Annotated in this window: 19 protein-coding genes and 2 pseudogenes; 6 read left to right on the forward strand and 15 right to left on the reverse strand. The window is 71.0% G+C overall.

What is annotated here, in order from left to right:
• Nucleotides 1–305 precede the first annotated feature (305 nt).
• From cimA to ACIRJP_RS23685, 8 genes are all read right to left on the reverse strand, one after another.
• Entirely contained in the window at nucleotides 306–1,913 is a 1,608-nt protein-coding gene (gene cimA, locus ACIRJP_RS23650; protein WP_404177411.1) for a citramalate synthase, read from the reverse strand.
• A 280-nt stretch (nucleotides 1,914–2,193) separates the two neighbouring features.
• Complete coding sequence (locus ACIRJP_RS23655; RefSeq protein WP_404177414.1) at nucleotides 2,194–3,528, reverse strand: MFS transporter; 1,335 nt, start codon at nucleotides 3,526–3,528, stop codon at nucleotides 2,194–2,196.
• A gap of 98 nt (nucleotides 3,529–3,626) precedes the next feature.
• Nucleotides 3,627–4,232, reverse strand: a complete 606-nt coding sequence (locus tag ACIRJP_RS23660) for a TetR/AcrR family transcriptional regulator (protein ID WP_404177417.1) — start codon at nucleotides 4,230–4,232, stop codon at nucleotides 3,627–3,629.
• 3 nt (nucleotides 4,233–4,235) lie between these two features.
• Nucleotides 4,236–5,237: an agmatine/peptidylarginine deiminase gene (locus tag ACIRJP_RS23665; RefSeq protein ID WP_376311446.1), complete on the reverse strand. Its 1,002-nt coding sequence runs from the start codon at nucleotides 5,235–5,237 to the stop codon at nucleotides 4,236–4,238.
• 22 nt (nucleotides 5,238–5,259) lie between these two features.
• Entirely contained in the window at nucleotides 5,260–6,948 is a 1,689-nt protein-coding gene (locus tag ACIRJP_RS23670; protein ID WP_404177420.1) for an urease subunit alpha, read from the reverse strand.
• Nucleotides 6,945–7,625, reverse strand: a complete 681-nt coding sequence (ureA, locus tag ACIRJP_RS23675; protein WP_404177422.1) for an urease subunit gamma — start codon at nucleotides 7,623–7,625, stop codon at nucleotides 6,945–6,947. The genes ACIRJP_RS23670 and ureA overlap by 4 nt, the downstream gene beginning before the upstream one ends.
• Nucleotides 7,626–7,804: 179 nt before the next feature.
• On the reverse strand, nucleotides 7,805–8,893 hold the full coding sequence (locus ACIRJP_RS23680) for a branched-chain amino acid aminotransferase (RefSeq protein ID WP_404177425.1): 1,089 nt from the start codon (nucleotides 8,891–8,893) through the stop codon (nucleotides 7,805–7,807).
• Between the two features lie 240 nt (nucleotides 8,894–9,133).
• The gene (locus ACIRJP_RS23685) at nucleotides 9,134–10,177 is read right to left on the reverse strand and encodes a 3-isopropylmalate dehydrogenase (protein WP_404177428.1); all 1,044 of its coding nucleotides are present in this window, start codon (nucleotides 10,175–10,177) and stop codon (nucleotides 9,134–9,136) included.
• A 124-nt stretch (nucleotides 10,178–10,301) separates the two neighbouring features.
• Here ACIRJP_RS23685 and ACIRJP_RS23690 point away from each other — a divergent pair.
• A pseudogene (locus ACIRJP_RS23690) lies at nucleotides 10,302–10,675 on the forward strand (phosphoesterase); the annotation flags it as partial.
• A gap of 41 nt (nucleotides 10,676–10,716) precedes the next feature.
• On the opposite strand, the gene ACIRJP_RS23695 reads toward ACIRJP_RS23690, so the two are convergent.
• Together ACIRJP_RS23695 and ACIRJP_RS23700 are read right to left on the reverse strand one after the other, a co-directional pair.
• Nucleotides 10,717–10,845: a hypothetical protein gene (locus tag ACIRJP_RS23695; RefSeq protein ID WP_266729507.1), complete on the reverse strand. Its 129-nt coding sequence runs from the start codon at nucleotides 10,843–10,845 to the stop codon at nucleotides 10,717–10,719.
• Nucleotides 10,846–11,092: 247 nt separating this feature from the next.
• Nucleotides 11,093–11,269, reverse strand: a complete 177-nt coding sequence (locus ACIRJP_RS23700; RefSeq protein WP_404177431.1) for a hypothetical protein — start codon at nucleotides 11,267–11,269, stop codon at nucleotides 11,093–11,095.
• 243 nt (nucleotides 11,270–11,512) lie between these two features.
• Here ACIRJP_RS23700 and ACIRJP_RS23705 point away from each other — a divergent pair, with 243 nt between their 5' ends.
• The 4 genes from ACIRJP_RS23705 to ACIRJP_RS23720 all read left to right on the forward strand — a co-directional run bounded on the left by ACIRJP_RS23705 (nucleotide 11,513) and on the right by ACIRJP_RS23720 (nucleotide 14,712).
• Nucleotides 11,513–12,085: a CDP-alcohol phosphatidyltransferase family protein gene (locus ACIRJP_RS23705; RefSeq protein ID WP_404177434.1), complete on the forward strand. Its 573-nt coding sequence runs from the start codon at nucleotides 11,513–11,515 to the stop codon at nucleotides 12,083–12,085.
• The gene (locus tag ACIRJP_RS23710) at nucleotides 12,082–12,942 is read left to right on the forward strand and encodes a phosphatidate cytidylyltransferase (protein WP_404177437.1); all 861 of its coding nucleotides are present in this window, start codon (nucleotides 12,082–12,084) and stop codon (nucleotides 12,940–12,942) included. The genes ACIRJP_RS23705 and ACIRJP_RS23710 overlap by 4 nt, the downstream gene beginning before the upstream one ends.
• Nucleotides 12,939–14,147 carry a lysophospholipid acyltransferase family protein gene (locus ACIRJP_RS23715; protein ID WP_404177440.1) on the forward strand — a complete coding sequence of 403 codons (1,209 nt, stop codon included), beginning with the start codon at nucleotides 12,939–12,941 and terminating at the stop codon, nucleotides 14,145–14,147. The genes ACIRJP_RS23710 and ACIRJP_RS23715 overlap by 4 nt, the downstream gene beginning before the upstream one ends.
• 94 nt (nucleotides 14,148–14,241) lie before the next feature.
• Complete coding sequence (locus tag ACIRJP_RS23720; protein ID WP_404177443.1) at nucleotides 14,242–14,712, forward strand: DUF1877 family protein; 471 nt, start codon at nucleotides 14,242–14,244, stop codon at nucleotides 14,710–14,712.
• Between the two features lie 101 nt (nucleotides 14,713–14,813).
• Here the strand turns inward: ACIRJP_RS23720 and pruA are convergent, their stop codons facing one another.
• Both pruA and ACIRJP_RS23730 read right to left on the reverse strand, forming a co-directional pair.
• Nucleotides 14,814–16,445, reverse strand: a complete 1,632-nt coding sequence (gene pruA, locus ACIRJP_RS23725; RefSeq protein WP_404177446.1) for an L-glutamate gamma-semialdehyde dehydrogenase — start codon at nucleotides 16,443–16,445, stop codon at nucleotides 14,814–14,816.
• A 39-nt stretch (nucleotides 16,446–16,484) separates the two neighbouring features.
• Nucleotides 16,485–17,411 carry a proline dehydrogenase family protein gene (locus tag ACIRJP_RS23730; protein ID WP_404177449.1) on the reverse strand — a complete coding sequence of 309 codons (927 nt, stop codon included), beginning with the start codon at nucleotides 17,409–17,411 and terminating at the stop codon, nucleotides 16,485–16,487.
• A 179-nt stretch (nucleotides 17,412–17,590) separates the two neighbouring features.
• On the opposite strand from ACIRJP_RS23730, the gene ACIRJP_RS23735 reads away from it, so the two are divergent.
• Nucleotides 17,591–18,733, forward strand: a complete 1,143-nt coding sequence (locus ACIRJP_RS23735; RefSeq protein ID WP_404177452.1) for a PucR family transcriptional regulator — start codon at nucleotides 17,591–17,593, stop codon at nucleotides 18,731–18,733.
• Here ACIRJP_RS23735 and ACIRJP_RS23740 read toward each other — a convergent pair.
• From ACIRJP_RS23740 to ACIRJP_RS23750, 3 genes and pseudogenes are all read right to left on the reverse strand, one after another.
• A complete protein-coding gene (locus ACIRJP_RS23740; RefSeq protein WP_404177455.1) occupies nucleotides 18,723–19,319 on the reverse strand; it encodes a TetR/AcrR family transcriptional regulator in 597 nt (198 codons plus the stop codon). The genes ACIRJP_RS23735 and ACIRJP_RS23740 overlap by 11 nt on opposite strands.
• 91 nt (nucleotides 19,320–19,410) lie before the next feature.
• Nucleotides 19,411–21,003: a phosphoglycerate dehydrogenase gene (gene serA, locus ACIRJP_RS23745; RefSeq protein WP_404177458.1), complete on the reverse strand. Its 1,593-nt coding sequence runs from the start codon at nucleotides 21,001–21,003 to the stop codon at nucleotides 19,411–19,413.
• A 271-nt stretch (nucleotides 21,004–21,274) separates the two neighbouring features.
• Nucleotides 21,275–21,517, reverse strand: a pseudogene (locus tag ACIRJP_RS23750) (ketol-acid reductoisomerase); the annotation flags it as partial.

Consider the following 21,517-nt stretch of genomic DNA (forward strand, 5'->3'; position numbering starts at 1 on the left):
GTGGCGGGTGCGACAGCCCGGCCCGCTCCGGAAGGGGTGCGACAGCCCCGGACCGCCGCGCTCGTCCGCCCCGGGGTGAGGCGGGCGGGGTCGCGATCGATGTGCGCCACGTCGCGTGCGACGGCGACGACCCCGGCTTCGGGATCAACATCCTTGATCTCGTCAACGACGTTGCCCCGCAAAGGGTTACATGAACCGCCGTCGCATTTCTGCCGCCGCCCTGCCGAGCAGATCTACCACCCGTGACCCTGCCCCGCCCCGTCGGGCCCACGGCAACTGCGCCATGGGCCCGTCCCCCGCACGGCCTACTCCGTCGGCTCGACGCCCGCGCGCAGCAGCCCGTAGGTGTATGCGTCCTCCAGGGCCTGCCAGGACGCGGCGATGACGTTCTCGGCGACGCCGACCGTCGCCCAGTCGCCGGCGCCGTCGCCGGTGGTGATGAGGACTCGGGTGGTGGACTCGGTGCCGGTGCGGCCTTCGAGGATGCGGACCTTGTAGTCGACCAGCTCCAGCTTGGCGAGCTGGGGGTAGATGCGTTCCAGGGCGACGCGAAGCGCCCGGTCGAGGGCGTTGACGGGGCCGTTGCCCTCGGCGGTGGCGACGATGCGTTCGCCCTTGGCCCAGAGCTTCACGGTGGCCTCGTTGGCGTGGGTGCCGTCGGGGCGGTCCTCGACGATGGCGCGCCAGGATTCGGTGCGGAAGTAGCGGCGTACCCGGCCCTCGGCCTCGGCGCGCAGCAGCAGTTCGAAGGAGGCGTCGGCGGCCTCGTACGTGTAGCCCTTGAGCTCGCGCTCCTTGACCCGCTCGACGACCCGGCCGACGAGCGCCCGGTCGCCGCCGAGGTCGATGCCGAGCTCCTTGCCCTTGAGCTCGATGGAGGCGCGGCCCGCCATGTCGGAGACCAGCATCCGCATGGTGTTGCCGACCAGGGCGGGGTCGATGTGCTGGTAGAGGTCGGGGTCGACCTTGATCGCGGAGGCGTGCAGTCCGGCCTTGTGAGCGAAGGCGGAAACACCCACATAGGGCTGGTGGGTGGAGGGAGTGAGGTTGACGACCTCGGCGATGGCGTGCGAGACGCGGGTCATGTCGGCGAGCGCGCCCTCGGGCAGGACCGCCTTGCCGTACTTGAGTTCCAGGGCCGCGACGACGGGGAAGAGGTTGGCGTTGCCGACCCGCTCGCCGTAGCCGTTGGCAGTGCACTGGACGTGGGTGGCGCCCGCGTCGACGGCGGCCAGGGTGTTGGCGACGGCGCAGCCGGTGTCGTCCTGGGCGTGGATGCCGAGCCGGGCGCCGGTGTCGGCGAGCACGGTGGCGACGACGGCCTGGACCTGGGCGGGGAGCATGCCGCCGTTGGTGTCGCAGAGGATGACGACATCGGCGCCGGCCTCGGAGGCGGCGCGAACGACGGCCTTGGCGTACTCGGGGTTGGCGCGGTAGCCGTCGAAGAAGTGCTCGCAGTCCACGAAGACCCGGCGGCCCTGCTCGCGGAGGTAGGAGACGGTGTCGACGACCATCTCCAGGTTCTCTTCGAGGGTGGTGCGCAGCGCGAGTTCCACATGGCGGTCGTGGGACTTGGCGACCAGCGTGATGACCGGGGCCCCGGACTCCAGCAACGCCTTGACCTGGGGGTCCTCGGCTGCCCTGCCACCGGCCCGGCGGGTCGCGCCGAAGGCGACCAGCTCGGCGTTCTTGAATTCGATCTCCTGCTGCGCGCGGGCGAAGAACTCGGTGTCGCGGGGGTTGGCGCCGGGCCAGCCGCCCTCGATGAAGCCCACGCCGAAGTTGTCCAGGTGCCGGGCGATGGTCAGCTTGTCCGCGACCGTCAGGTTGATGCCTTCACGCTGGGCCCCGTCGCGCAGGGTGGTGTCGAAGACATGGAAACTGTCGTCGGTGGGCTTGGCCTTGGTGGTCATGCTGGTCTGACTCCTGTCGGATGAGCGGATCCGGACGATCTGGCTCCACTTGCCCCCATCATCCCGCGTGCGTCTCGCGCCGACCGAGGTGATGGCCGGAAAACGAAAAAACCCCTCGCGGGTGCGAGAGGTCTGCGCGCGGGTCTGGGGCACGGTGGCCGTGCCGTACATGGTGGTACGGGACGGTCACTGCGGACCGGCGCGCCTGCTGCCGATAATCATGGCGTTCGAGGGCACGGAAGCAGTTTTGCACAAGGCCGCCTCCGTGCCCCGGCCCGTCTCAGGATGCGGGCGTGACGCTCGTCGCGCCGGACGGCTCCGCGCCCGCCCGGTCCGCGTCCTTGGCACCGACCCGGCCCAGGTCGATGTCGCGGGTCTCGCGCATGGTCAGGTAGACGACCAGGGAGACCGCCGCGCAGCCGGCTACGTACCAGTAGAAGCCGGACTCGATGCCCGCCTTCTTGAACCAGAGCGCCACGTATTCGGCGGTGCCGCCGAAGAGCGCGTTGGCGATGGCGTACGGGAGGGCGACGCCCAGGGCGCGGATGCCGGTCGGGAAGAGCTCCGCCTTCACACAGGCGTTGATCGAGGTGTAGCCGGTGACGACGACCAGCGCGAGCAGCGCCAGGCCGAACGCGGGCCAGAACGTGCCCGCGTGCTTGAGCATCGTCATGATCGGCACGGTCAGGAAGGTGGAGCCGACGGCGAAGGTGATCAGCAGCGGGCGGCGGCCGATCCGGTCGGAGAGCATGCCGGCCAGCGGCTGGATGCACATGAAGACGAACAGGGCGCAGAAGCTGACGAGCGAGGCGGTGGGCTTGTCCATGCCCGCGCTCTTGGAGAGGAACTTGGAGAGGTAGGTCGTGTAGGTGTAGTACGCCACGGTCCCGCCCATGGTCAGCGCCATCACCAGGAACGCCTCGCGCTTGTGCCGCCAAAGCGCCTTCAGCGTGCCGCGGTCGGCCTCCTCGGCGGCGCCGGACTCCGCGTACACCTCGGTCTCCAGCATCGAGCGGCGCAGGTAGAAGACGATCGCGGCGCCGAGCGCGCCGACGATGAACGGGATGCGCCACCCCCAGCTGTGCAGGGCCGCCTCGGACATGTTGCGCTGGAGGACGATCTGCAGGCCGAGGCCGACGAGCTGTCCCGCGGTCATGGACACGTACTGGAAGCTGGAGGCGAAGCCGCGCCGGTGGGCGGCGGACGCCTCGGTGAGGTACGTGGCGCTGGCGGCGTACTCGCCGCCGACGGACAGACCCTGGAGCAGCCGGGCCACCAGCAGGACGGCGACCCCGCCGTACCCCGCGACGTCGTACGTCGGTGCGGCGGCGATGAGGATCGCGGAGGCCGACATGAGCGTGACGGTGAGGGTGAGCGCCGCCTTGCGGCCCCTGCGGTCGCCGATCCGGCCGAGCAGCCAGCCGCCGACCGGCCGCATGAAGAAGCCGACGGCGAAGATGCCCATGGTGTTCATGAGATTGGCGGTCTCATTGCCTTCGGGGAAGAACGAATCCGCGAAGTAGACCGCGAAGGTCGCGTACACGAACCAGTCGAACCACTCGACCATGTTGCCGGCCGAACCGACCCAGATTTTCTTCCACTGCTCTCGTCCCATGGTCCGTCACCGTGCCCGAACAGCGGGGACCGGAACAAGGGCGCAATGCGCAACGATCGCGCGTACTTACGTGCGTTTCGTTCACGGCGCGGCGGCCGTTACCGGACGGCGAGCGACTCCTCGATGAACTCCCGTACCTGCGCCAGGGCTTGAGGACGGCCGGTGCCGGGGAGGCCGACCGCGACATGGACGCTGAAGCCGTCGAGCAGGGCACGCAGCCGGGTGGCGAACCGCCCGGCGTCGACCGGGCGGAACTCCCCGGCCGACGCGCCCCGCTCCAGCAGGTCCACCAGATCGCGGTGCCAGGCCGCCTCGATGGCGGCCTGGCGGGCGCGCGCGTCGTCGTCCGCGTTCTGCGAGCGGTTCCACACCTCCAGCCAGAGCGTCCAGTGCGGATCGCGGGGGCCGTCGGGCAGGTACAGGTCGATGTACCCGTCGAGCCGTTCGCGGGCGGTCGCGGACCCGGCCATCAGGGCGCGGCGCTCCGCGCCGAGCCGTCCCTCGCTCCACTCCAGGGTCTGGAGCAGCAGCTCGTCCTTGGTGCGGAAGTAGTAGAGGAGGTGTCCGCTGCTCATCTGGACCTCGCGGCCGAGTCCGGCCATGGTGAGGCCGTCGAGCCCCCGTTCGGCGATGGTGGCCATGGCGGCGGCCAGCAGTTCCTCACGGGGCGGGGCGGTGTTGCGACGGCGTGGCGCGGGGGGCACGGTTCAGACCTTCGGCTGCTGCTGCGTGATGCAGTGGATGCCTCCACCGCCTGCGAAGATCGTACGGGCGTCGACGAGGGTCACCGTACGGTCGGGGAACAGCTCGCCGAAAATGGCCGCCGCCTCCTTGTCGCGCGGGTCGTCGAAGGCGCAGAGGACCACACCGCCGTTGCAGAGGTAGTGGTTGATGTAGGAGTAGTCGACCCACTCCCCGTCCGCCTGCAGCACGGTGGGCGCGGGGACCTCGACGACGTTCAGCGAGCGGCCCCTGGCGTCGGTGGCCTCGCGCAGGATGCGCACCGTCTCGCGGGTGACCTCGTGGTCGGGGTGGGCCGGGTCCGGCTGGACGTGGGCGACGACGGTGCCGGGGCGGGCGAACGCGGCGACGATGTCGACATGGCCCAGGGTGCCGTACATGCCGTAGTCACCGGAGAGTCCGCGCGGCAGCCAGATGGCCTTCTCGGTGCCGAGCCGGGCGTGGATCTCGGACTCGACCTGCTCCCGGGTCCAGTCGGGGTTGCGCTCCTTGCCGAGCTGGACGGTCTCGGTGAGCAGTACGGTGCCCTCGCCGTCCACGTGGATGGCGCCGCCCTCGTTGACCAGCCGGGAGCTCTGCACGGGTACGTCGGCGAGCTCGGCGACGGAGCGGGCGATGTGCTGGTCGTGCTCCCAGCGGGCCCAGTCCTGGGCGCCCCAGCCGTTGAACGTCCAGTCGACGGCGGCCAGTCGGTTCCCGTCGGTGACGAAGGTGGGGCCGATGTCCCGCATCCAGGCGTCGTCGAGGGGGCGGACGGCCAGCTCGACGTCCGGGCCGAGGAGCGCGCGGGCGCTGTCCTCCTGGCCGGGGCCCACCACCATCGTGACGGGTTCGAAGCGGCGCACGGCGCGGGCAACGGTGGCCCAGGCGGCTCGGGCCTCGTCCAGTTCGGCGTCGGTCTCGAAGGTCGGGTTGGGGCCCGGCCAGGCCATCCAGGTGCGTTCGTGCGGGGCCCACTCGGGCGGCATGCGGAAGGTCACTGCGGTGTCCTCAGAGGAAGTAGAGGCGGTTGAGGGAGACGGAGTCGGCGGGCTCGGAGCGCAGCGGGTCGCCGTCCAGGGTGACCAGACCGCTGCGGGCATCCACGGCGACCGCTCCGGTGCGGGAGTTGTGGATCAGGTCGCCGGGGCCGATGCCGCGGGTGCCGCGCACGCCGACGCGGCGGCGGCGGGTGGGCATCGAGTCGGCGCCGAGCTGGGTCGCCGCCTGCGAGACGAAGGCCACCGAGAGGTCGGCGGCGGTGGCTCCGTACGCCCCGAACTGCGGTCCCAGGACGAGGGGTTCGCAGGTGTCGGTGGCGGCGTTCGGGTCGCCGGTGACGCCGTACGCGGGGAAGCCGGACTTCAGCACGAGCTGCGGCTTGGCACCGAAGAACTCGGGACGCCACAGCACGATGTCCGCCATCTTGCCGGTCTCGATGGAGCCGATCTCATGCGAGAGACCGTGGGCGATGGCGGGGTTGATGGTGAGCTTGGCGATGTAGCGCAGCACCCGGGCGTTGTCGTCCGCCGGGCTGTCGCCCTCCATCGGCCCGAGCTCGGCCTTCATCTTCCCGGCCATCGCGAAGGTGCGGCGCACCGTCTCGCCGGCCCGTCCCATGCCCTGCGCGTCGGACGAGGTGATGCCGATGGCCCCCAGGTCGTGCAGGACGTCCTCGGCGCCCATCGTCCCGGCACGGATCCGGTCGCGGGCCATGGCGGCGTCGCCCGGCAGGTCCGTCTTGAGGTCGTGTACGGAGACGATCATCCCGTAGTGCTCGGCGACGGCGTCCCGGCCGAAGGGCAGCGTGGGGTTGGTGGACGAGCCGATGACGTTCTCGACGCCCGCCATCTTCAGGACGTTGGGGACGTGTCCGCCGCCGCAGCCCTCGATGTGGAACGCGTGGATCGTGCGGCCTTCCAGGACCTTCAGGGTGTCCTCGACCGACAGGCACTCGTTCAGCCCGTCGCTGTGCAGGGCGACCTGGACGTCGTGCTCCTCGGCGACCCGCAGCGCGGTGTCCAGGGCGCGGGTGTGGGCGCCCATGTCCTCGTGCACCTTGAAACCGCAGGCCCCGCCCTCCGCGAGCGCCTCGACCAGCGGGGCCTGGTGGGAGGACGAACCCCGGCCCAGGAAGCCGATGTTGACCGGCCAGGCGTCGAAGGCGTCGAAGGCGTGGCGCAGCGCCCAGGGCGAGTTGACGCCGACGCCCCAGACCGGGCCGAACTCCTGGCCGATGATCGTGGTGACGCCGGAGGCGAGCGAGGCCTCCATGATCCGCGGCGAGAGCAGGTGGACATGGGTGTCGACGGCGCCCGCCGTCGCGATCATCCCCTCACCGGAGACGATGGTCGTGCCCGTGCCGACGACGACGTCCACGCCGTCCAGGGTGTCCGGGTTGCCGGCCCGGCCGATCGACGCGATCCGGCCCTCGCGGATACCGATCGACACCTTGCGGATGCCCTGCACGGCGTCGATGACCAGCACATTGCTGATGACGACGTCACAGGTGTCGCGGACCGCGGCGGCCTTGAGGTGCAGCCCGTCGCGGGCGGTCTTGCCGAATCCGGCGAGGAACTCCTCGCCGTACTCCTGTGCGTCGGACTCGACGCGGACGGTCAGCCCGGAGTCACCGAGCCTGACCCGGTCCCCGGCGCGCGGGCCGTGCACGGAGGCGTACTCGTACGGATCGATGCTCATCGCTCAGCTCCCAGATATCCACAGGCCGCGGCGCGCCGCAGGGCCTCTTCGCGCGCGCCGGGAGCATCCAGCGGGCCGTCGACCAGGCCCGCGAAGCCGATCGCGATCCGCTCGCCGCCGATCGGTACGAGGCCCACCTCGACGGTTTCGCCGGGGCCGAACCGTACGGAGGACCCGGCGGGGACGCAGAGCCGCATCCCGTAGGCGGCGGCGCGGGCGAAGTCGAGCCGCGGGTTGGCCTCGAAGAAGTGGAAGTGCGAGGTCACGGAGACCGGCACGGTCGCGGTGTTGTGGACACTCAGCCGCACCGCGGGCTCCGGCTCGGGCGTGGCGGGTCCGGGGACGACGGCCCCGGGTCCGTCGTCACCCAGTCCCTCGCCCAGCGGCCGGGAGACCACGGCGAGCCGCGAGCCGTCGTCGAAGACGGCCTCCACATGGACCTCGGTGACGACGTCGGCGACGCCCGGCAGCACGTCGTCGGGGCCGAGCACGGACCGCGCCGCCTCGATGGCCTCGGCCAGCCGCAACCCGTCCCGGGCGGCCTCGCAGACCGTGTCCGCGATCAGGGCGGTCGCCTCGGGGACATTGAGCTTCAGGCCCCGGGCGCGGCGGGCGCGGGCCAGTTCGGCGGCGCCGAAGAGCAGCAGCCGGTCACGTTCCGTCGGAGTCAGTCGCACGTCTCCACACCTCTCGGTTTAGAGCAGCACTCTAACTCATGCTTAGAGCGGCGCTCTAAGCATGTGAGGGGGCACACTCCGGGGTGCGGGAGGACGCATCCGGGCAGACGAAAGCCGCGCCCGCGGGGAAGCGGGGGCGCGGCTTTTCGTTACTACTGGGTCCGATCCGGCCGAGAGCCCTAGCCGAGGGGGTGCATCCAGCCGTGGCTGTCCTCGGCGACACCGCGCTGGATGTCGAGCAGGCGCTCGCGCAGCTTCATCGTGACCTCGCCGGGCGTGCCGTTGCTCTGGGTCCACTCGCCGCCCTCGGACTTCACGGTGCCGACGGGGGTGATGACGGCGGCGGTGCCGCAGGCGAAGACCTCGGTGAGGGTGCCGTCGGCGGTGTCGTCGCGCCACTGGTCGATGGAGACGCGGCCCTCCTGAGACTCGTAGCCGAGGTCGCGGGCGACCTTGAGCAGCGAGTCACGCGTGACACCGGCGAGCAGCGAGCCGGTCAGGGCCGGGGTGATGATCTTGTTCCCGTACACGAAGTACAGGTTCATGCCGCCGAGCTCCTCGACCCACTTGTGCTCGACCGCGTCGAGGTAGGCGACCTGGTCGCAGCCCTTCTCGGCGGCCTCGGCCTGGGCGAGGAGGGACGCGGCGTAGTTGCCGCCGGTCTTGGCGTCGCCCATGCCGCCGGGGACGGCGCGGACCCGGTTCTCGGAGAGCCAGATCGAGACCGGCTTCACACCGCCGGGGAAGTACGCGCCGGCCGGCGAGGCGATCACCAGGAACAGGTACTCGTTGGCGGGCCGCACACCCAGGCCGACCTCGGTCGCGATCATGAACGGGCGCAGGTAGAGGGACTCCTCGCCGCCGTGCGCCGGAACCCAGGCCTGGTCCTGCTTGACCAGCGCGTCGCAGGCCGCGATGAACGTCTCGACGGGCAGCTCGGGCATGGCCAGCCGGCGGGCGGAGGCCTGGAAGCGCTTGGCGTTGGCCTCGGGGCGGAAGGTGGCGACCGAGCCGTCGGGCTGGCGGTAGGCCTTGAGGCCCTCGAAGATCTCCTGCCCGTAGTGCAGGGTCATGTTGGCGGGGTCGATCGACAGCGGCGCGTACGGCACGAGCTGGGCGTCGTGCCAGCCGCGGCCCTCGGTCCACCTGATCGTCACCATGTGATCGGTGAAGCGGCGGCCGAATCCGGGATTGACCATGCTCGCCTCGCGCTCCGCGTCGGACAGTGGGTTCGAGGAGGGCTTGAGCTCGATCGTGGGTGTCGTCATGAGTGCGTGTCCTTCACCGTTGTGTGTGTTGGACCGCGCTCACGCCGCTCCTGCCAGACAGGTGCCAGGACGTCCGAGTTCTGTTGCGAGCCACGGCCCCGTTCGATTATCGCTCCCGGGTGGCCGTGCATCGAAACGACGCGATCGCGGTCCAGTGGTCGATGGTGGCACCCGGGGCCGCGCAAGGTGAAGCCGCCGGGTGCGGTGATTGCCCGGCGGCTTCGAAACGGAGTCGTCGGGTCAGTTCGCTACGCGTACCGCGAGCGCGTCGCCGATCTGGTCGGTCGTACGGCTCGACGAACCGTCGCGCTCCGCGAGGTCGGCGGAGACGGCGTCCTCGATGCGCACGGCCTCGGCCTCGTAGCCGAGATGGCGCAGCAGGAGGGCGACGGAGAGGACCGTGGCCGTCGGGTCGGCCTTGCCCTGGCCCGCGATGTCGGGGGCGGAGCCGTGGACCGGCTCGAACATCGACGGGAAGGTGCCCGTCGGGTTGATGTTGCCGGACGCGGCCAGGCCGATGCCGCCGGTCACGGCAGCGGCGAGGTCGGTGAGGATGTCGCCGAAGAGGTTGTCGGTGACGATGACGTCGAAGCGCTCCGGCTGGGTGACGAAGAAGATCGTCGCGGCGTCGACGTGCAGATAGTCGGTGGTGACCTCGGGGTACTCGGTCGCGACCTTGTCGAAGATGTTCTTCCACATGTGGCCGGCATACACGAGGACGTTGTTCTTGTGCACCAGCGTCAGCTTCTTGCGCGGGCGGGCGTTCGCCCGCTCGAACGCGTCCCGGACGACGCGCTCGACGCCGTACGCGGTGTTGATGCTGACCTCGGTGGCGACCTCGGCCGGCGTACCGGTGCGCAGCGAGCCGCCGTTTCCGGTGTACGGGCCCTCGGTGCCCTCGCGGACGACGACGAAGTCGATGTCGGGGCGGCCGGCCAGCGGGGTCGCGGTGTTCGGGAACAGCTTCGACGGCCTCAGGTTGATGAAGTGATCGAAGGCGAACCGCAGCTTCAGCAGGAGCCCGCGCTCCAGGACGCCCGACGGCACGGAGGGGTCACCGATCGCGCCGAGCAGGATGGCGTCGTGGCCCTTGAGCGCTTCGAGCTCCGTGTCCGGGAGGGTTTCACCGGTGCGGTGCCACCGCTGGGCGCCAAGGTCGTACTCCTTGCTCTCCAGCTTCACATCCTGCGGGAGAACAGCATTGAGGACCTTGAGGCCCTGGGCCACGACCTCCTGGCCGATACCGTCACCGGGGATCACTGCGAGATTGATGCTGCGAGACATGTCCGCACCCTACTGCTCGTCCCACCCCATGACACATCACGTCCACCATACGGACGAATGGGAGCTGTACGTGCAGTCGGGCACTGGGTGGATGTTCTGCTCCATGGACATCCCCGTTTCGGAATCCCACGTCTACGAGCGCACCGACCCGATCCTGAACAACACCGCCCGGCGCAGGGTGCCGATCGGCGAGCGCACCGATCCGACGCGGGACGGCATCGTGTACGTCACGGCCGACGGCGCGGGCAAGGCACTGTACGACTTCCCGGCGCCGGCCTCCCACGAGGGCAACGTCGCGGACCGGGAAAGCGTGGACACATGTCACGTGGTCAAGGGCGGCGGGAAAGGGCGGCCGAGACCGTGGAGTGGTCCCGGGTGCGGTACACCGGCTTCTCGTTCCTGGCGGTGGAGGTGGAGCCCGGACCGCACGCCCGGATGAAGGTCACCGCACTCGCCGAGTCGGGCGAGCGCATCGACCCCTTCGAGATCGGCCGGGGCTGGCCGTCGGGCCGGTCCGGTGACCGGCCCGTTCACCGGTCTCAGTGGCCCGTGGAGCCGCCGTTGTCCCTGCGGTCGAGGGCGCGCTGGAGGGCGGCGGCGGCATTGCGGCGCTCCGACTCGGTCGGGCGGGGGGTGTGACGGACGCGGCGGGCAGTCGTCTGGACCATGATGGATCGACTCCTTGAGATCGCGAGGATTTCGAGATCGAAAATCGTGAAGCTGATTTCGAGATCGGGATTTCGAGGCGCCGGAAGGGGCGGGGAGCGGGCGCCGCAGGGGTTGCCTGCACAAGGGCGCGCACTCACGACCGCCAGTCGCTGGATCTAGCGAGACGTTCGGCTCCTACAAAACTAGGGCAGCTCGGCCGGTCTGTCTCCACAATTACTCGGACTTCCTACTATCTGAGACGGAGGTTTACGACCGGCCGCCCACGACACCCCGGCGAAAGCCCGGACTTCCGGCGATCGTAGGAACCGCCTCTCGTACCCGGGCAGCCGGCCGCGCGTCCCCGGGGCGTGCCGCGAGCGCCGCCCGGAGCTGGGCCACATGCGTGCGGGAGTGCGTCTCGTGGTCCTCGGGCAAAAAGAGCACGCGCCCGGCCGGGTCGGTGAACCAGTCCCGGATGATGTTCCGGCCCGGCCGTGCCTCCCTGACGTCGAACCTGCGGGCCCGCGACGAGCTGGGCCACCGGCCGCTGTACCCGTCGGTGTGGACGGCACGGGACGCGGGCGCGTTGCAGGGGTCGCTACGCGCGGCCGGTCCAGCAGGTACTCAGTCTCCATTTGAGTACCTGCCACGTGTCGAAGAACTGTGCTTCGCACGACAGTTGGGCACATGAACGGCCTCTACGCTCTCAAGCCCTGGTACGCGGACCGCCTCTCCGGCGTCCGCGCCTCGCTGGTCCGCCGTGAGGTGTCGCCCGACACCCTCACCGCGGCCGGCGTGGTCTCGGCGGCCGGTGCCGCCGCCGCGCTGGCCTGGCTGCCCGCTCCGCTCGCCGCCCTGCCGGTCGCCCTGCTGCTCGCGGCCCGGCTCGCCTTCGCCAACCTGGACGGCGCGCTGGCCCGCGACACGGGCCGGACGACCCGGCGCGGCTCGGTGCTCAACGAGCTCGGTGACCGGGTGGCCGATCTGGTCGTGCTGGCCGGCTTCCTGGCGCTCGCCCCGCTGTGGCTGGTGGCGGTGGCCGGGCTCGCGGCGACCCTGCCGTCCTGGGTGTCGCTGGCCGGGGCGGCGGCGGGCGCGGGCCGTCGCAACGGCGGCCCGGTCGGCAAGACCGAGCGCTGTCTGCTGGTCGTGGTCGCGGCGGCGAGCGGCTGGGCCGTACCCGTCCTGGCCGTGATCGCCGCCGGTTCGCTGCTCACCGCGGCGCTCCGGCTTGCGGGACTGTGGCGGGAGCTGGCATGAGCGCCGTACTGATCGCCGAGGAGGCCGCGGCGCGGGCCGTGCCGCTGGTCGCGGGGGTGCTGGGGGCGGGCGGTGTCGCCGTCGCCGTGCTGCCGTCGAAGGTCCGGATGCGGGCCGAGCTGCGCAGGCGGTGGCGTACCTGGGCGCTGGTGGCGCCGGTCTTCCTGGGGGCGTACTTCCTGGGCGGCGGCGGGACGTTCGCGCTGGCCGCCGGGCTGGGTGTGGTCGCGGCGTGCGAGTTCGCACGGATGGCGGGGCTGCGCCGGGGCGATCTCGCGGTGCTCGTGGCGGCCTCGGTGGCGCTCCCCGCGCTGGCGTGGCTGGCGCCGCGGCTCCTCGACGTCCGGGCGGCGGCGCTGCTGCTGGTCGCGGCGGCGCTTCCGTCGGTACTCGGCGGGGACGACCGGGCCGGCTTCACCCGCACCGCGCGCACCGCCTTCGGGCTGCTGTGGATCCCGGTCGCGCTGACCGGTCTGGTGACGCTCGGGGACACGGCGGTCGCGGTGGGGCTCGCGGTGGCGCTCGGCGATGTCGGCGCCTGGTGCGGCGGTACGGCGCTGGGCCGTCGGGGCCCGCCTGCCCGGCCGCTTTCGCCGCTCTCCCCCAACAAGACCTGGGCGGGAGTGCTCGGCGCGGCGGTGGCGACGGCCCTTTTGCTGCTCGTGCTCGGCGAGTTCACCTTCCCGCTGTGGTTCGCGGTGATCGGCGGCTGTGTCCTCGGCGACCTGCTCGAATCGATGGTCAAGCGCGAGTCGGGGGTGAAGGACGCGGGCAGCTGGCTGCCCGGCTTCGGCGGCCTCCTCGACCGGATCGACTCCCTGTTGGTGGCCCTTCTCCTGGCGATGGTGATGGCATGACCCGCACCCTTGCGCACGTACCCGGCCGGGTCGAGCTGCCCGCCCGCTCCCGGTTCGCCGCCGCGCTCCGGCGCGGCCTGTGGTGGGGCGTCCTCAGCCTCACCGGCGGGGTGGAGCGGCGTGGCCGGCTGCCGCGCGGCGGCTGCGTCGTCGTCGCCAACCACTCCTCGCACGCGGACACGGCGGCGCTCCTCGCCGCGCTCGACGCCCGGCACACCCCGGCGATCGGCGCGGCGGCAGACTACTGGTTCGCCTCGCCGTGGCGGCGCCGGATCTGCCGCCGGCTCGCGGCCGGGTTCCCTGTGCGGCGCAGTGGCGGCGGCATGGACGACCTGCTGTCCATGGCGGACGAGCTGCGCTCCGGGCGGGCGGTCGTCCTGTTCCCGGAGGGAACCCGGGGCAAGGACGGTGAGCTGGGCTCCTTCCATCGCGGCGCGCTCGTGCTGGCCGAGCGGGCCGGGGTGCCGGTGGTGCCGGTGGGGATCGCGGGCACGGACCGGCTGCTGCCCAAGCACGGCCGGCTGCGCTCGGCGCTGGTGCGCGTCTCGATCGGTGACCCGCTGCCGTCGACGACCGGTCCTCAGGAGGCCCGCGACGCGGTTGTCGCGCTGCACGCGCGTACGGTCGCCGAGCCGCTGCGGGACTCCGCGACGCGGCGCCGGGTGGCGTCGGTCGTGACCTCGCGCTGGGGCATCCCGCTGGCGTTCGGGTGGGCGCTGGCGGAGGCGCTGAGCTGGCCGCTGATGCCGGAACTGCTGCTGGGCGCGGTCTGTGTGGCGGTCCCGCGGGCGGCGCTGAAGATGTCGCTGGGGGCGCTCGCCGGCAGCCTGGCCGGGGGCCTGCTCGCCCTTCAGCTGGCCTCGGCCGGTGTGCACCTGCCCGCCCCGCTGACCACGGACCGGATGCGGGCACAGGTCCGGGCCGAACTCGCGCTGGAGGGGGCGTCGGCGGTGCGGCATCAGCCGTGGAACGGCATTCCGTTCAAGGTGTACGGGGCCGAGGCGGGCCGCGCCGGTGTGCCCGCGCTCGACTGGCTCACCGCTTCGGCGACGGCCCGGGGTTCCCGGACGCTCACCGTGGGGCTCGGTTTCGCCGCCCTGGGGCTGCTGATGCGCCGCCACCGCCGCCAGTACGGCCGCTATCTGGTCCTGCTGGGCGGGGGGTTCGCGGCGGGGCTGTCACTGATCGTGAACGGCTGGGGCTGACCGCACCATCGCGGGGGCAGGGATTGTCAGTGGGTGCCCCTACGGTTCAGAAACAGGGGCCCGCCGGACGGCGGCCCGGTGGGAGGGGACAGCGATGAGCTTCAGCATGCAGGCACGGGCCGTTCCGGCCGCCCGGCTGCCGCACGACTTCGCGGGGGTGTCGGCGGTCTTCGCCGACACGGACGACGGGCTCGACCGCCTGGAGACGGATCTGCACATCTCCAAGGACTTCTCCGACGTGCACGAGCTGTGTCTCACCGCACCGCCCGGCCACGGCAGCGGGGAGCTGCCCGTATTCGGCGGGGACATCCACGAGGACCCGGCCGGGATCGAGGCGCCGTCGCTCACGCTGACGGCGGCGCAGGTGCGGGAGGTGGTGGAGTTCCTCCGCACCCATCCGTTCGACGGGCTGTGGGACGCGTCCGGTGGTGGTGTCGCCGCGCACTGGGGGTGGCAGGAGCCCGAGGTGCGCGCCGTGTTCGCCGCCCACTTCCGGCGGTTGGCGGACTTCTACGAGCGCGCGGCGGGCGGGGGCGACGCGGTGGTGAAGCGGTTCCTGTACTGAGGAGCGGCCCCGGAATGGAAACCGCCTCCCGGCCGGCAGGGGAACCGGGCGGGAGGCGGAATTCATGGCGGGGCGCCGGGGGTGGGGCGCCCCGAGGGGGATCAGCCCTGGTGCGGGTAGGTGTAGTCGGTCGGCGGGACCAGCGTCTCCTTGATGGCCCGGGTCAGGGTCCAGCGCTGGAGGTTCTGCGGGGCGCCCGCCTTGTCGTTCGTACCCGAGGCACGGCCGCCGCCGAAGGGCTGCTGGCCGACGACGGCGCCGGTCGACTTGTCGTTGATGTAGAAGTTGCCCGCGGCGTACCGCAGCTTCTCCATCGTGTACGCGGCCGCTGCGCGGTCGTTCGCGATGACGGAACCGGTCAGCGCGTAGTCGGAGACCGACTCCATCTGCTCCAGCATCGCGTCGTACGCGTCGTCCTCGTAGACGTGTACGGCGAGGATCGGGCCGAAGTACTCGGTCGTGAAGACCTCGTTCGAAGGGTCGGTGCACTCGATGACGGTCGGGCGGACGAAGTAGCCCACCGAGTCGTCGTACGTGCCGCCCGCGATGATCGTGCAGGACGGGTCGGCCTTCGCGCGGTCGATCGCGGCCTTGTTCTTGGCGAACGAACGGTCGTCGATGACGGCGCCGATGAAGTTCGACAGGTCGGTGACGTCACCCATGGTGATGGAGTCGACCTCGGCGGCGAACTTCTCCTTGAAACCGGAGTTCCAGATGGAGGCCGGGACGTACGCCCGGGAGGAGGCCGAGCACTTCTGGCCCTGGAACTCGAAGGAGCCACGGGTCAGCGCGGTCTTCAGGACGGCGTGGTCGGCCGACGGGTGGGCGACGACAAAGTCCTTGCCACCGGTCTCGCCGACGAGCCGCGGGTAGGTGCGGTAGTTGGCGATGTTGTTGCCGACCGTCTTCCACAGGTGCTGGAAGGTGGGGGTCGAGCCGGTGAAGTGGATGCCGGCCAGGTCGCGGTGGTTCAGGGCCACCTCGGAGACGGCGATTCCGTCACCGGTCACCAGGTTGATGACGCCCTTGGGCAGACCGGCCTCTTCCAGCAGCTGCATCAGCAGCACGGCGGCGTGGGTCTGCGTCGGGGACGGCTTCCACACCACGACGTTGCCCATGAGGGCAGGAGCGGTGGGCAGGTTGCCCGCGATGGCCGTGAAGTTGAACGGCGTGATCGCGTAGACGAAGCCCTCCAGCGGGCGGTGGTCCATGCGGTTCCACACGCCCGGCGAGTTGGCCGGGGGCTGCTCGGCGAGGATCTGGCGCGCGTAGTGCACGTTGAAGCGCCAGAAGTCGACGAGCTCGCAGGGGGTGTCGATCTCGGCCTGCTGGGCGGTCTTCGACTGGCCGAGCATCGTGGACGCGGCCAGCGTCTCGCGCCACGGGCCGGACAGCAGCTCGGCGGCGCGCAGGATGATCGCGGCGCGGTCGTCGAACGACATCGCGCGCCAGGCCGGGGCGGCGGCGAGCGCGGCATCGATCGCGTCCTGCGCGTCCTGCTGCGTGGCGGCCGCGAACGTGCCGATGACGGCCTTGTGGTTGTGCGGCTGCACGACGTCGAACCGCTCGCCGCCGCCCATCCGCTTCTCGCCACCGATGGTCATCGGAAGGTCGATCGGGTTCTGGCTGAGCTCCTTGAGCTTCACCTCCAGGCGGGCGCGCTCCGGGGAGCCCGGGGCGTAGGAGTGGACCGGCTCGTTGACCGGCGCGGGGACCTGGGTCACAGCGTCCATGAGTTCCGTTGCTCCTTGAGTAGAGAGGTGGAGGAGGGCTCAGCCCTTGGTGAGGATCGAACGGCCGAAGAACAGCAGGTTCGCCGGCTTCTCGGCGAGGCGGCGCATGAAGTAGCCGTACCAGTCGGTGCCGTACGCCGTGTAGACGCGCATCCGGTGGCCCTCGGCCGCGAGCCGGAGGTGCTCCTCGCTGCGGATGCCGTACAGCATCTGGAATTCGTACTCGTCCAGCTTGCGCCCGGCCTTGCGGCCCAGCTCCTGGGCGATGGCGATCAGACGCGGGTCGTGGGACCCGATCATCGGGTAGCCGTCGCCCTCCATGAGGATCCGCAGGATGCGGACGTACGCCTTGTCGATCTCGGCCTTGTCCTGGTACGCGACGGAGGCGGGCTCCTTGTAGGCGCCCTTCACGATGCGGACCCGGCTGCCGGCGGCGGCCAGGCGGCGGGCGTCGTCCTCGGTGCGGAACAGGTAGGCCTGGATCACACAGCCGGTCTGCGGGAAGTCCTTCCGCAGCTCCTCGTGGATGGCGAACATCGAGTCGAGGGTGGTGTGGTCCTCGGCGTCCAGCGTGACCGTGGTGCCGATCGAGGCGGCGGCCTCGACGACCGGGCGGACGTTGGCGATCGCCAGCTCGTGACCACCGTCCAGCGCTTGTCCGAACATGGAGAGCTTGACGGACATCTCGGCCTTGGTGCCCAGGCCCAGGACCTTGAGGCGTCCGATCAGTTCGAGGTAGGCGTCGCGTGCGGCGGAGGCCTGCTCGGGGGTGGTGATGTCCTCGCCCACCACGTCGAGGGTGACTTCGAGGCCCTTGCCGGCGGCGTCCTCGATGATCGGGACGACCTGGTCGACGGTCTCACCGGCGATGAACCGGTCGACGACCTGCTTGGTGCCAGGTGCGGCCGAGACGAAACGGCGCATCTTGTCGCTGCGGGACGCGGCGAGAATCACGGGACCCAGCACGGAGCACCTCCACGGAAAGTACGAACGAAGGCCATACCGGAAGTTCGGGAACAGACCGGTACAGCACGGAGAACCACCGTGAAATCTAAGGATCTCTCCGATCGTGTGCCATCGACACCTGTCACGCATCCGTTCCCCGGTTCTCAGACATATGTCTGAAGGGGTGCGAGAATGGCCGGGTGAAGGGCGATTACCAGGAGCTGGTCGACGAGATCTCCGGGCTGCTCGGCGCCCCCGCGACGCTGGAGAACCGGGACTTCGGCCTGGTCGCCTTCGGCGCCCACGACAGCGACGACGACACCGCGATGGACCCGGTCCGCACCCGCTCCATCCTGACCCGCCGCTCCACGCCCGCCGTCCGCGCCTGGTTCGAGGGCTTCGGCATCACCCGCGCCACCGGCCCGGTCCGTATCCCGGCTGCCCCGGAGGCCGGGGTCTTCCGGGACCGGATCTGTCTCCCTGTACGCCATCGGGACGCCGTGCTCGGTTACGTGTGGCTGCTCGACGCGGACCCAGGACCGACCGACGAACAGCTGAGGGCGGCGATGGAGGTGGCGGCCCGGATCGGGGCGCTGCTCGCCGAGGAGGCGCGGGCGGGCACCGATCCGTCCCGGGAGTTCGGCGCGGTCCTCACCGCCGGGCGGGGCTGGCAGCGCGACATGGCGGTGGCCGCGCTGCACGAGGCGCTGGGGCCGGACGCGCCGGGGCTGCACACGGTGGTGTGCGTGACCCCGTGGCCGGACGATCCGCCGTCGGTCCGTACGGTCCCGTCGGCGGCGGCACTGTCCGCGATCCCCGGGGCCGGCGGGTTCCCCTCGCTGGCCGCGCTGGTCCGGCTGCGTTCCACCGATGTCCTCGACCCGGCGCTCGCCGCCGCCGACCGGCTGCGTTCCGCCGCGGGCCGGGACGCCACCGCCGGGGTCGCGGTGCCCCGCCGGGGTCTTACGGAACTGGCCGCGGCCTGGCACGAGGCGGTGGCCGCCGCCCGCGCGGCGACGGCCGAGTCCCGGTTCGGCCCGATCGCGCGATGGTCGTCGATCGGGTCGTACCGGCTGCTGACCGCGCTCCCCCCGGAAGCTGTCGCGGATCCGGCGGTCCGCACCCTGCTCACCCCGCCGCACAAGGATCTGGCCCGCACCGCCGAGGTGTTCCTCGACTGCGCGGGCCAGGCGTCCCGGACGGCCGCCGCACTCGGCGTCCACCGCCAGACGCTCTACTACCGGCTCTCCCGGATCCAGCAGCTCACCGGCCTCGATCTCAACGACGGCGAGGACCGGCTGCTGCTGCACATGGCGCTCAAGGGCGCGCGGCTCAGGACGTAGAGCCTCCCCGGCCCTCCAGCACGGCCTTCAGACCGTCCGTCAAGTCCTGTGCGGACGGGGCGGATTCGCTGTCCATCAGCCACTGCGCCATCACGCCCGCGAGCAGTGCCTGGCAGAACAGTCCGGCCACCCGCGCCTTCTCCGGGTCCTTCTCCGGGTCGATGCCGAGCATGCCCTCGGCGAGCCCGTCGCGCCCCTCGCGCTGCGGGCCCACCAGGGCCTTCCGCAGCTCCGGGTCCTGGTCGATCCGGGAGACGACCTCCATCTGGAGCTGCCAGACGGACCGGGTCTCCTCGAAGCTGTCGATCACCCGCTCCCAGGTCTCGCGGAACTGGTCGAGCGGCGCCCCGGACCCGTCGCCGCCCTCCGCGCGCTCCTCCCCGTCCTCGGTGAGCAGATCCCCCCACTCCTCCGTCACCTTGACGAAGGCCAGGTTGAGCAGGGCCTCCTTGGAGCCGTAGTGGTAGCCGATGGAGGCGAGGTTCGTACCGGAGGCGGCCACGATGTCGCGCGCCGTCGTCCGGGCGTACCCCTTCTCCAGCAGGCAGCGCTTGGCGCCTTCGAGCAGATCCTCACGATGTCCCATAACAGCAGCGTACCCGGCATGCAGACGTTTGTGTAAGACGCACGTCTAGATGCCGGGTACGCGGAAGGTACACGGAGAGGCTCCGGGACCGTCAGTCGGTCAGGTTCACCGTACGGGCCGAGTTGGCACCGATCTCGGTGGAGATGTCGGCGAGCACCGACGCCGGGACGTCGTCGTCGACGGTGAGCACGACCAGCGCCTCGCCGCCCGCGCCCGTCCGCGAGACCTGCATGCCCGCGATGTTCAGACCGGCCTCGCCGAGGATCCGGCCGACCGTGCCGACGACACCGGGACGGTCCTCGTAACGCAGCACCACCATGTGGTCGGCCAGCGCCAGGTCCACGTCGTACTCGCCGACGGCGACGATCTTCTGGAGGTGCTTGGGTCCGGCCAGCGTGCCGGAGACCGAGACCTCCTCGCCACCCGAGAGCGTGCCGCGGACGGTGACCACGTTGCGGTGGTCGGGCGACTCGGAGCTGGTGGTGAGGCGGACCTCGACACCGCGCTCCTGCGCGAAGAGCGGGGCGTTCACGTACGACACGGTCTCGTCGACGACGTCCTCGAACACGCCCTTGAGCGCGGAGAGTTCGAGCACCTTGACGTCGTGCTGGGTGATCTCGCCGTACACCTCGACATCGAGGCGGACCGCGACCTCGCCCGCGAGCGCGGTGAAGATACGGCCGAGCTTCTCGGCGAGCGGCAGACCCGGGCGCACGTCCTCGGCGATCACGCCGCCCTGGACGTTGACCGCGTCCGGCACGAGCTCGCCGGCGAGGGCCAGGCGCACGGACTTGGCGACCGCGATGCCCGCCTTCTCCTGGGCCTCGTCGGTGGAGGCGCCGAGGTGCGGGGTGCAGACGACCTGGTCGAACTCGAACAGCGGGGAGTCCGTGCAGGGCTCCTTCGCGTACACGTCGAGGCCGGCGCCGGCGACCCGGCCCTCCTTGAGGGCGGAGGCGAGCGCCACCTCGTCGACGATGCCGCCGCGGGCGGCGTTGACGATGCGGACCGAGGGCTTCACCTTGCGCAGCGCCTCGTCGCCGATCAGGCCGAGCGTCTCGGGGGTCTTGGGCAGGTGCACCGTGATGAAGTCGGCGACCTCCAGCAGCTCGTCGAGCGTGAGGAGCTTGACGCCCATCTGCGCGGCGCGCGCCGGCTGCACATAGGGGTCGTACGCGACGATCTTCATGCCGAAGGCGGACATGCGCTGCGCGACCAGGACGCCGATGCGGCCGAGGCCGACGACGCCGAGGGTCTTCTCGCTGAGCTCGACGCCGGTGTACTTGGAGCGCTTCCACTCGCCGTTCTTGAGGGCGGTGTTGGCCTGCGGGATGTTGCGCGCGGTGGCGACCAGCAGACCGCAGGCCAGCTCGGCGGCGGTGACGATGTTGGAGGTCGGCGCGTTGACGACCATCACGCCGGCCTTGGTGGCGGCGGAGACGTCGACGTTGTCCAGACCGACGCCGGCCCGGGCGACGACCTTCAGCTTCTTCGCGGCGGCGATGGCCTCGGCGTCGACCTTGGTGGCGGAGCGCACCAGGATGGCGTCGACATCGGCGATCGCGGGGAGGAGCTCGGCGCGGTCCGCGCCGTTGCAGTGCCGGATGTCGAAGTCCGGTCCCAGCGCGTCCACCGTGGCGGGCGACAGCTCTTCAGCGATGAGTACGACAGGTTTCGAGCTCACGTGAGTCCTCACAGGTCCAGTGCGGACGGCCGTCCCGACGGCCGCAGGCGGTGGAGGGGCTTGCCGCGTGGAAGACGCACGACACTGTGGGCCTGACGCGTGTATGTGTGGAGAAGTGTAGTCATGCGCCAGGACGCATACTGCGCCCGGTTGGAAGGATCACCCACACGGGGGTGGACGACTTGTACACACGTACGACGCCGCTTCTTCCGGCGGTGATAAGAAAACGCCCCGGGGGCAGGTCCGTGGACCCGCCCCCGGGGCGTCGGTGTTACGCGTCCTCGTCGTTGACCCAGCTCATGAGCTTGCGCAGCTCGCGGCCGGTGGTCTCCAGGAGGTGGTCGCTGTCGGCCTTCTTGTACTCGTTGTACTTGGGCAGACCGTTGTGGTACTCGGCCATCCAGTTCCTGGCGAAGGTGCCGTCCTGGATCTCCGCGAGGACCTTCTTCATCTCGGCCTTGGTGGCGTCGGTGATGATCCGCGGGCCGGTGACGTAGTCGCCCCACTCGGCGGT

Origin of the sequence: Streptomyces sp. NPDC102437, assembly GCF_044765565.1 — a bacterium.
Classification (GTDB): domain Bacteria; phylum Actinomycetota; class Actinomycetes; order Streptomycetales; family Streptomycetaceae; genus Streptomyces.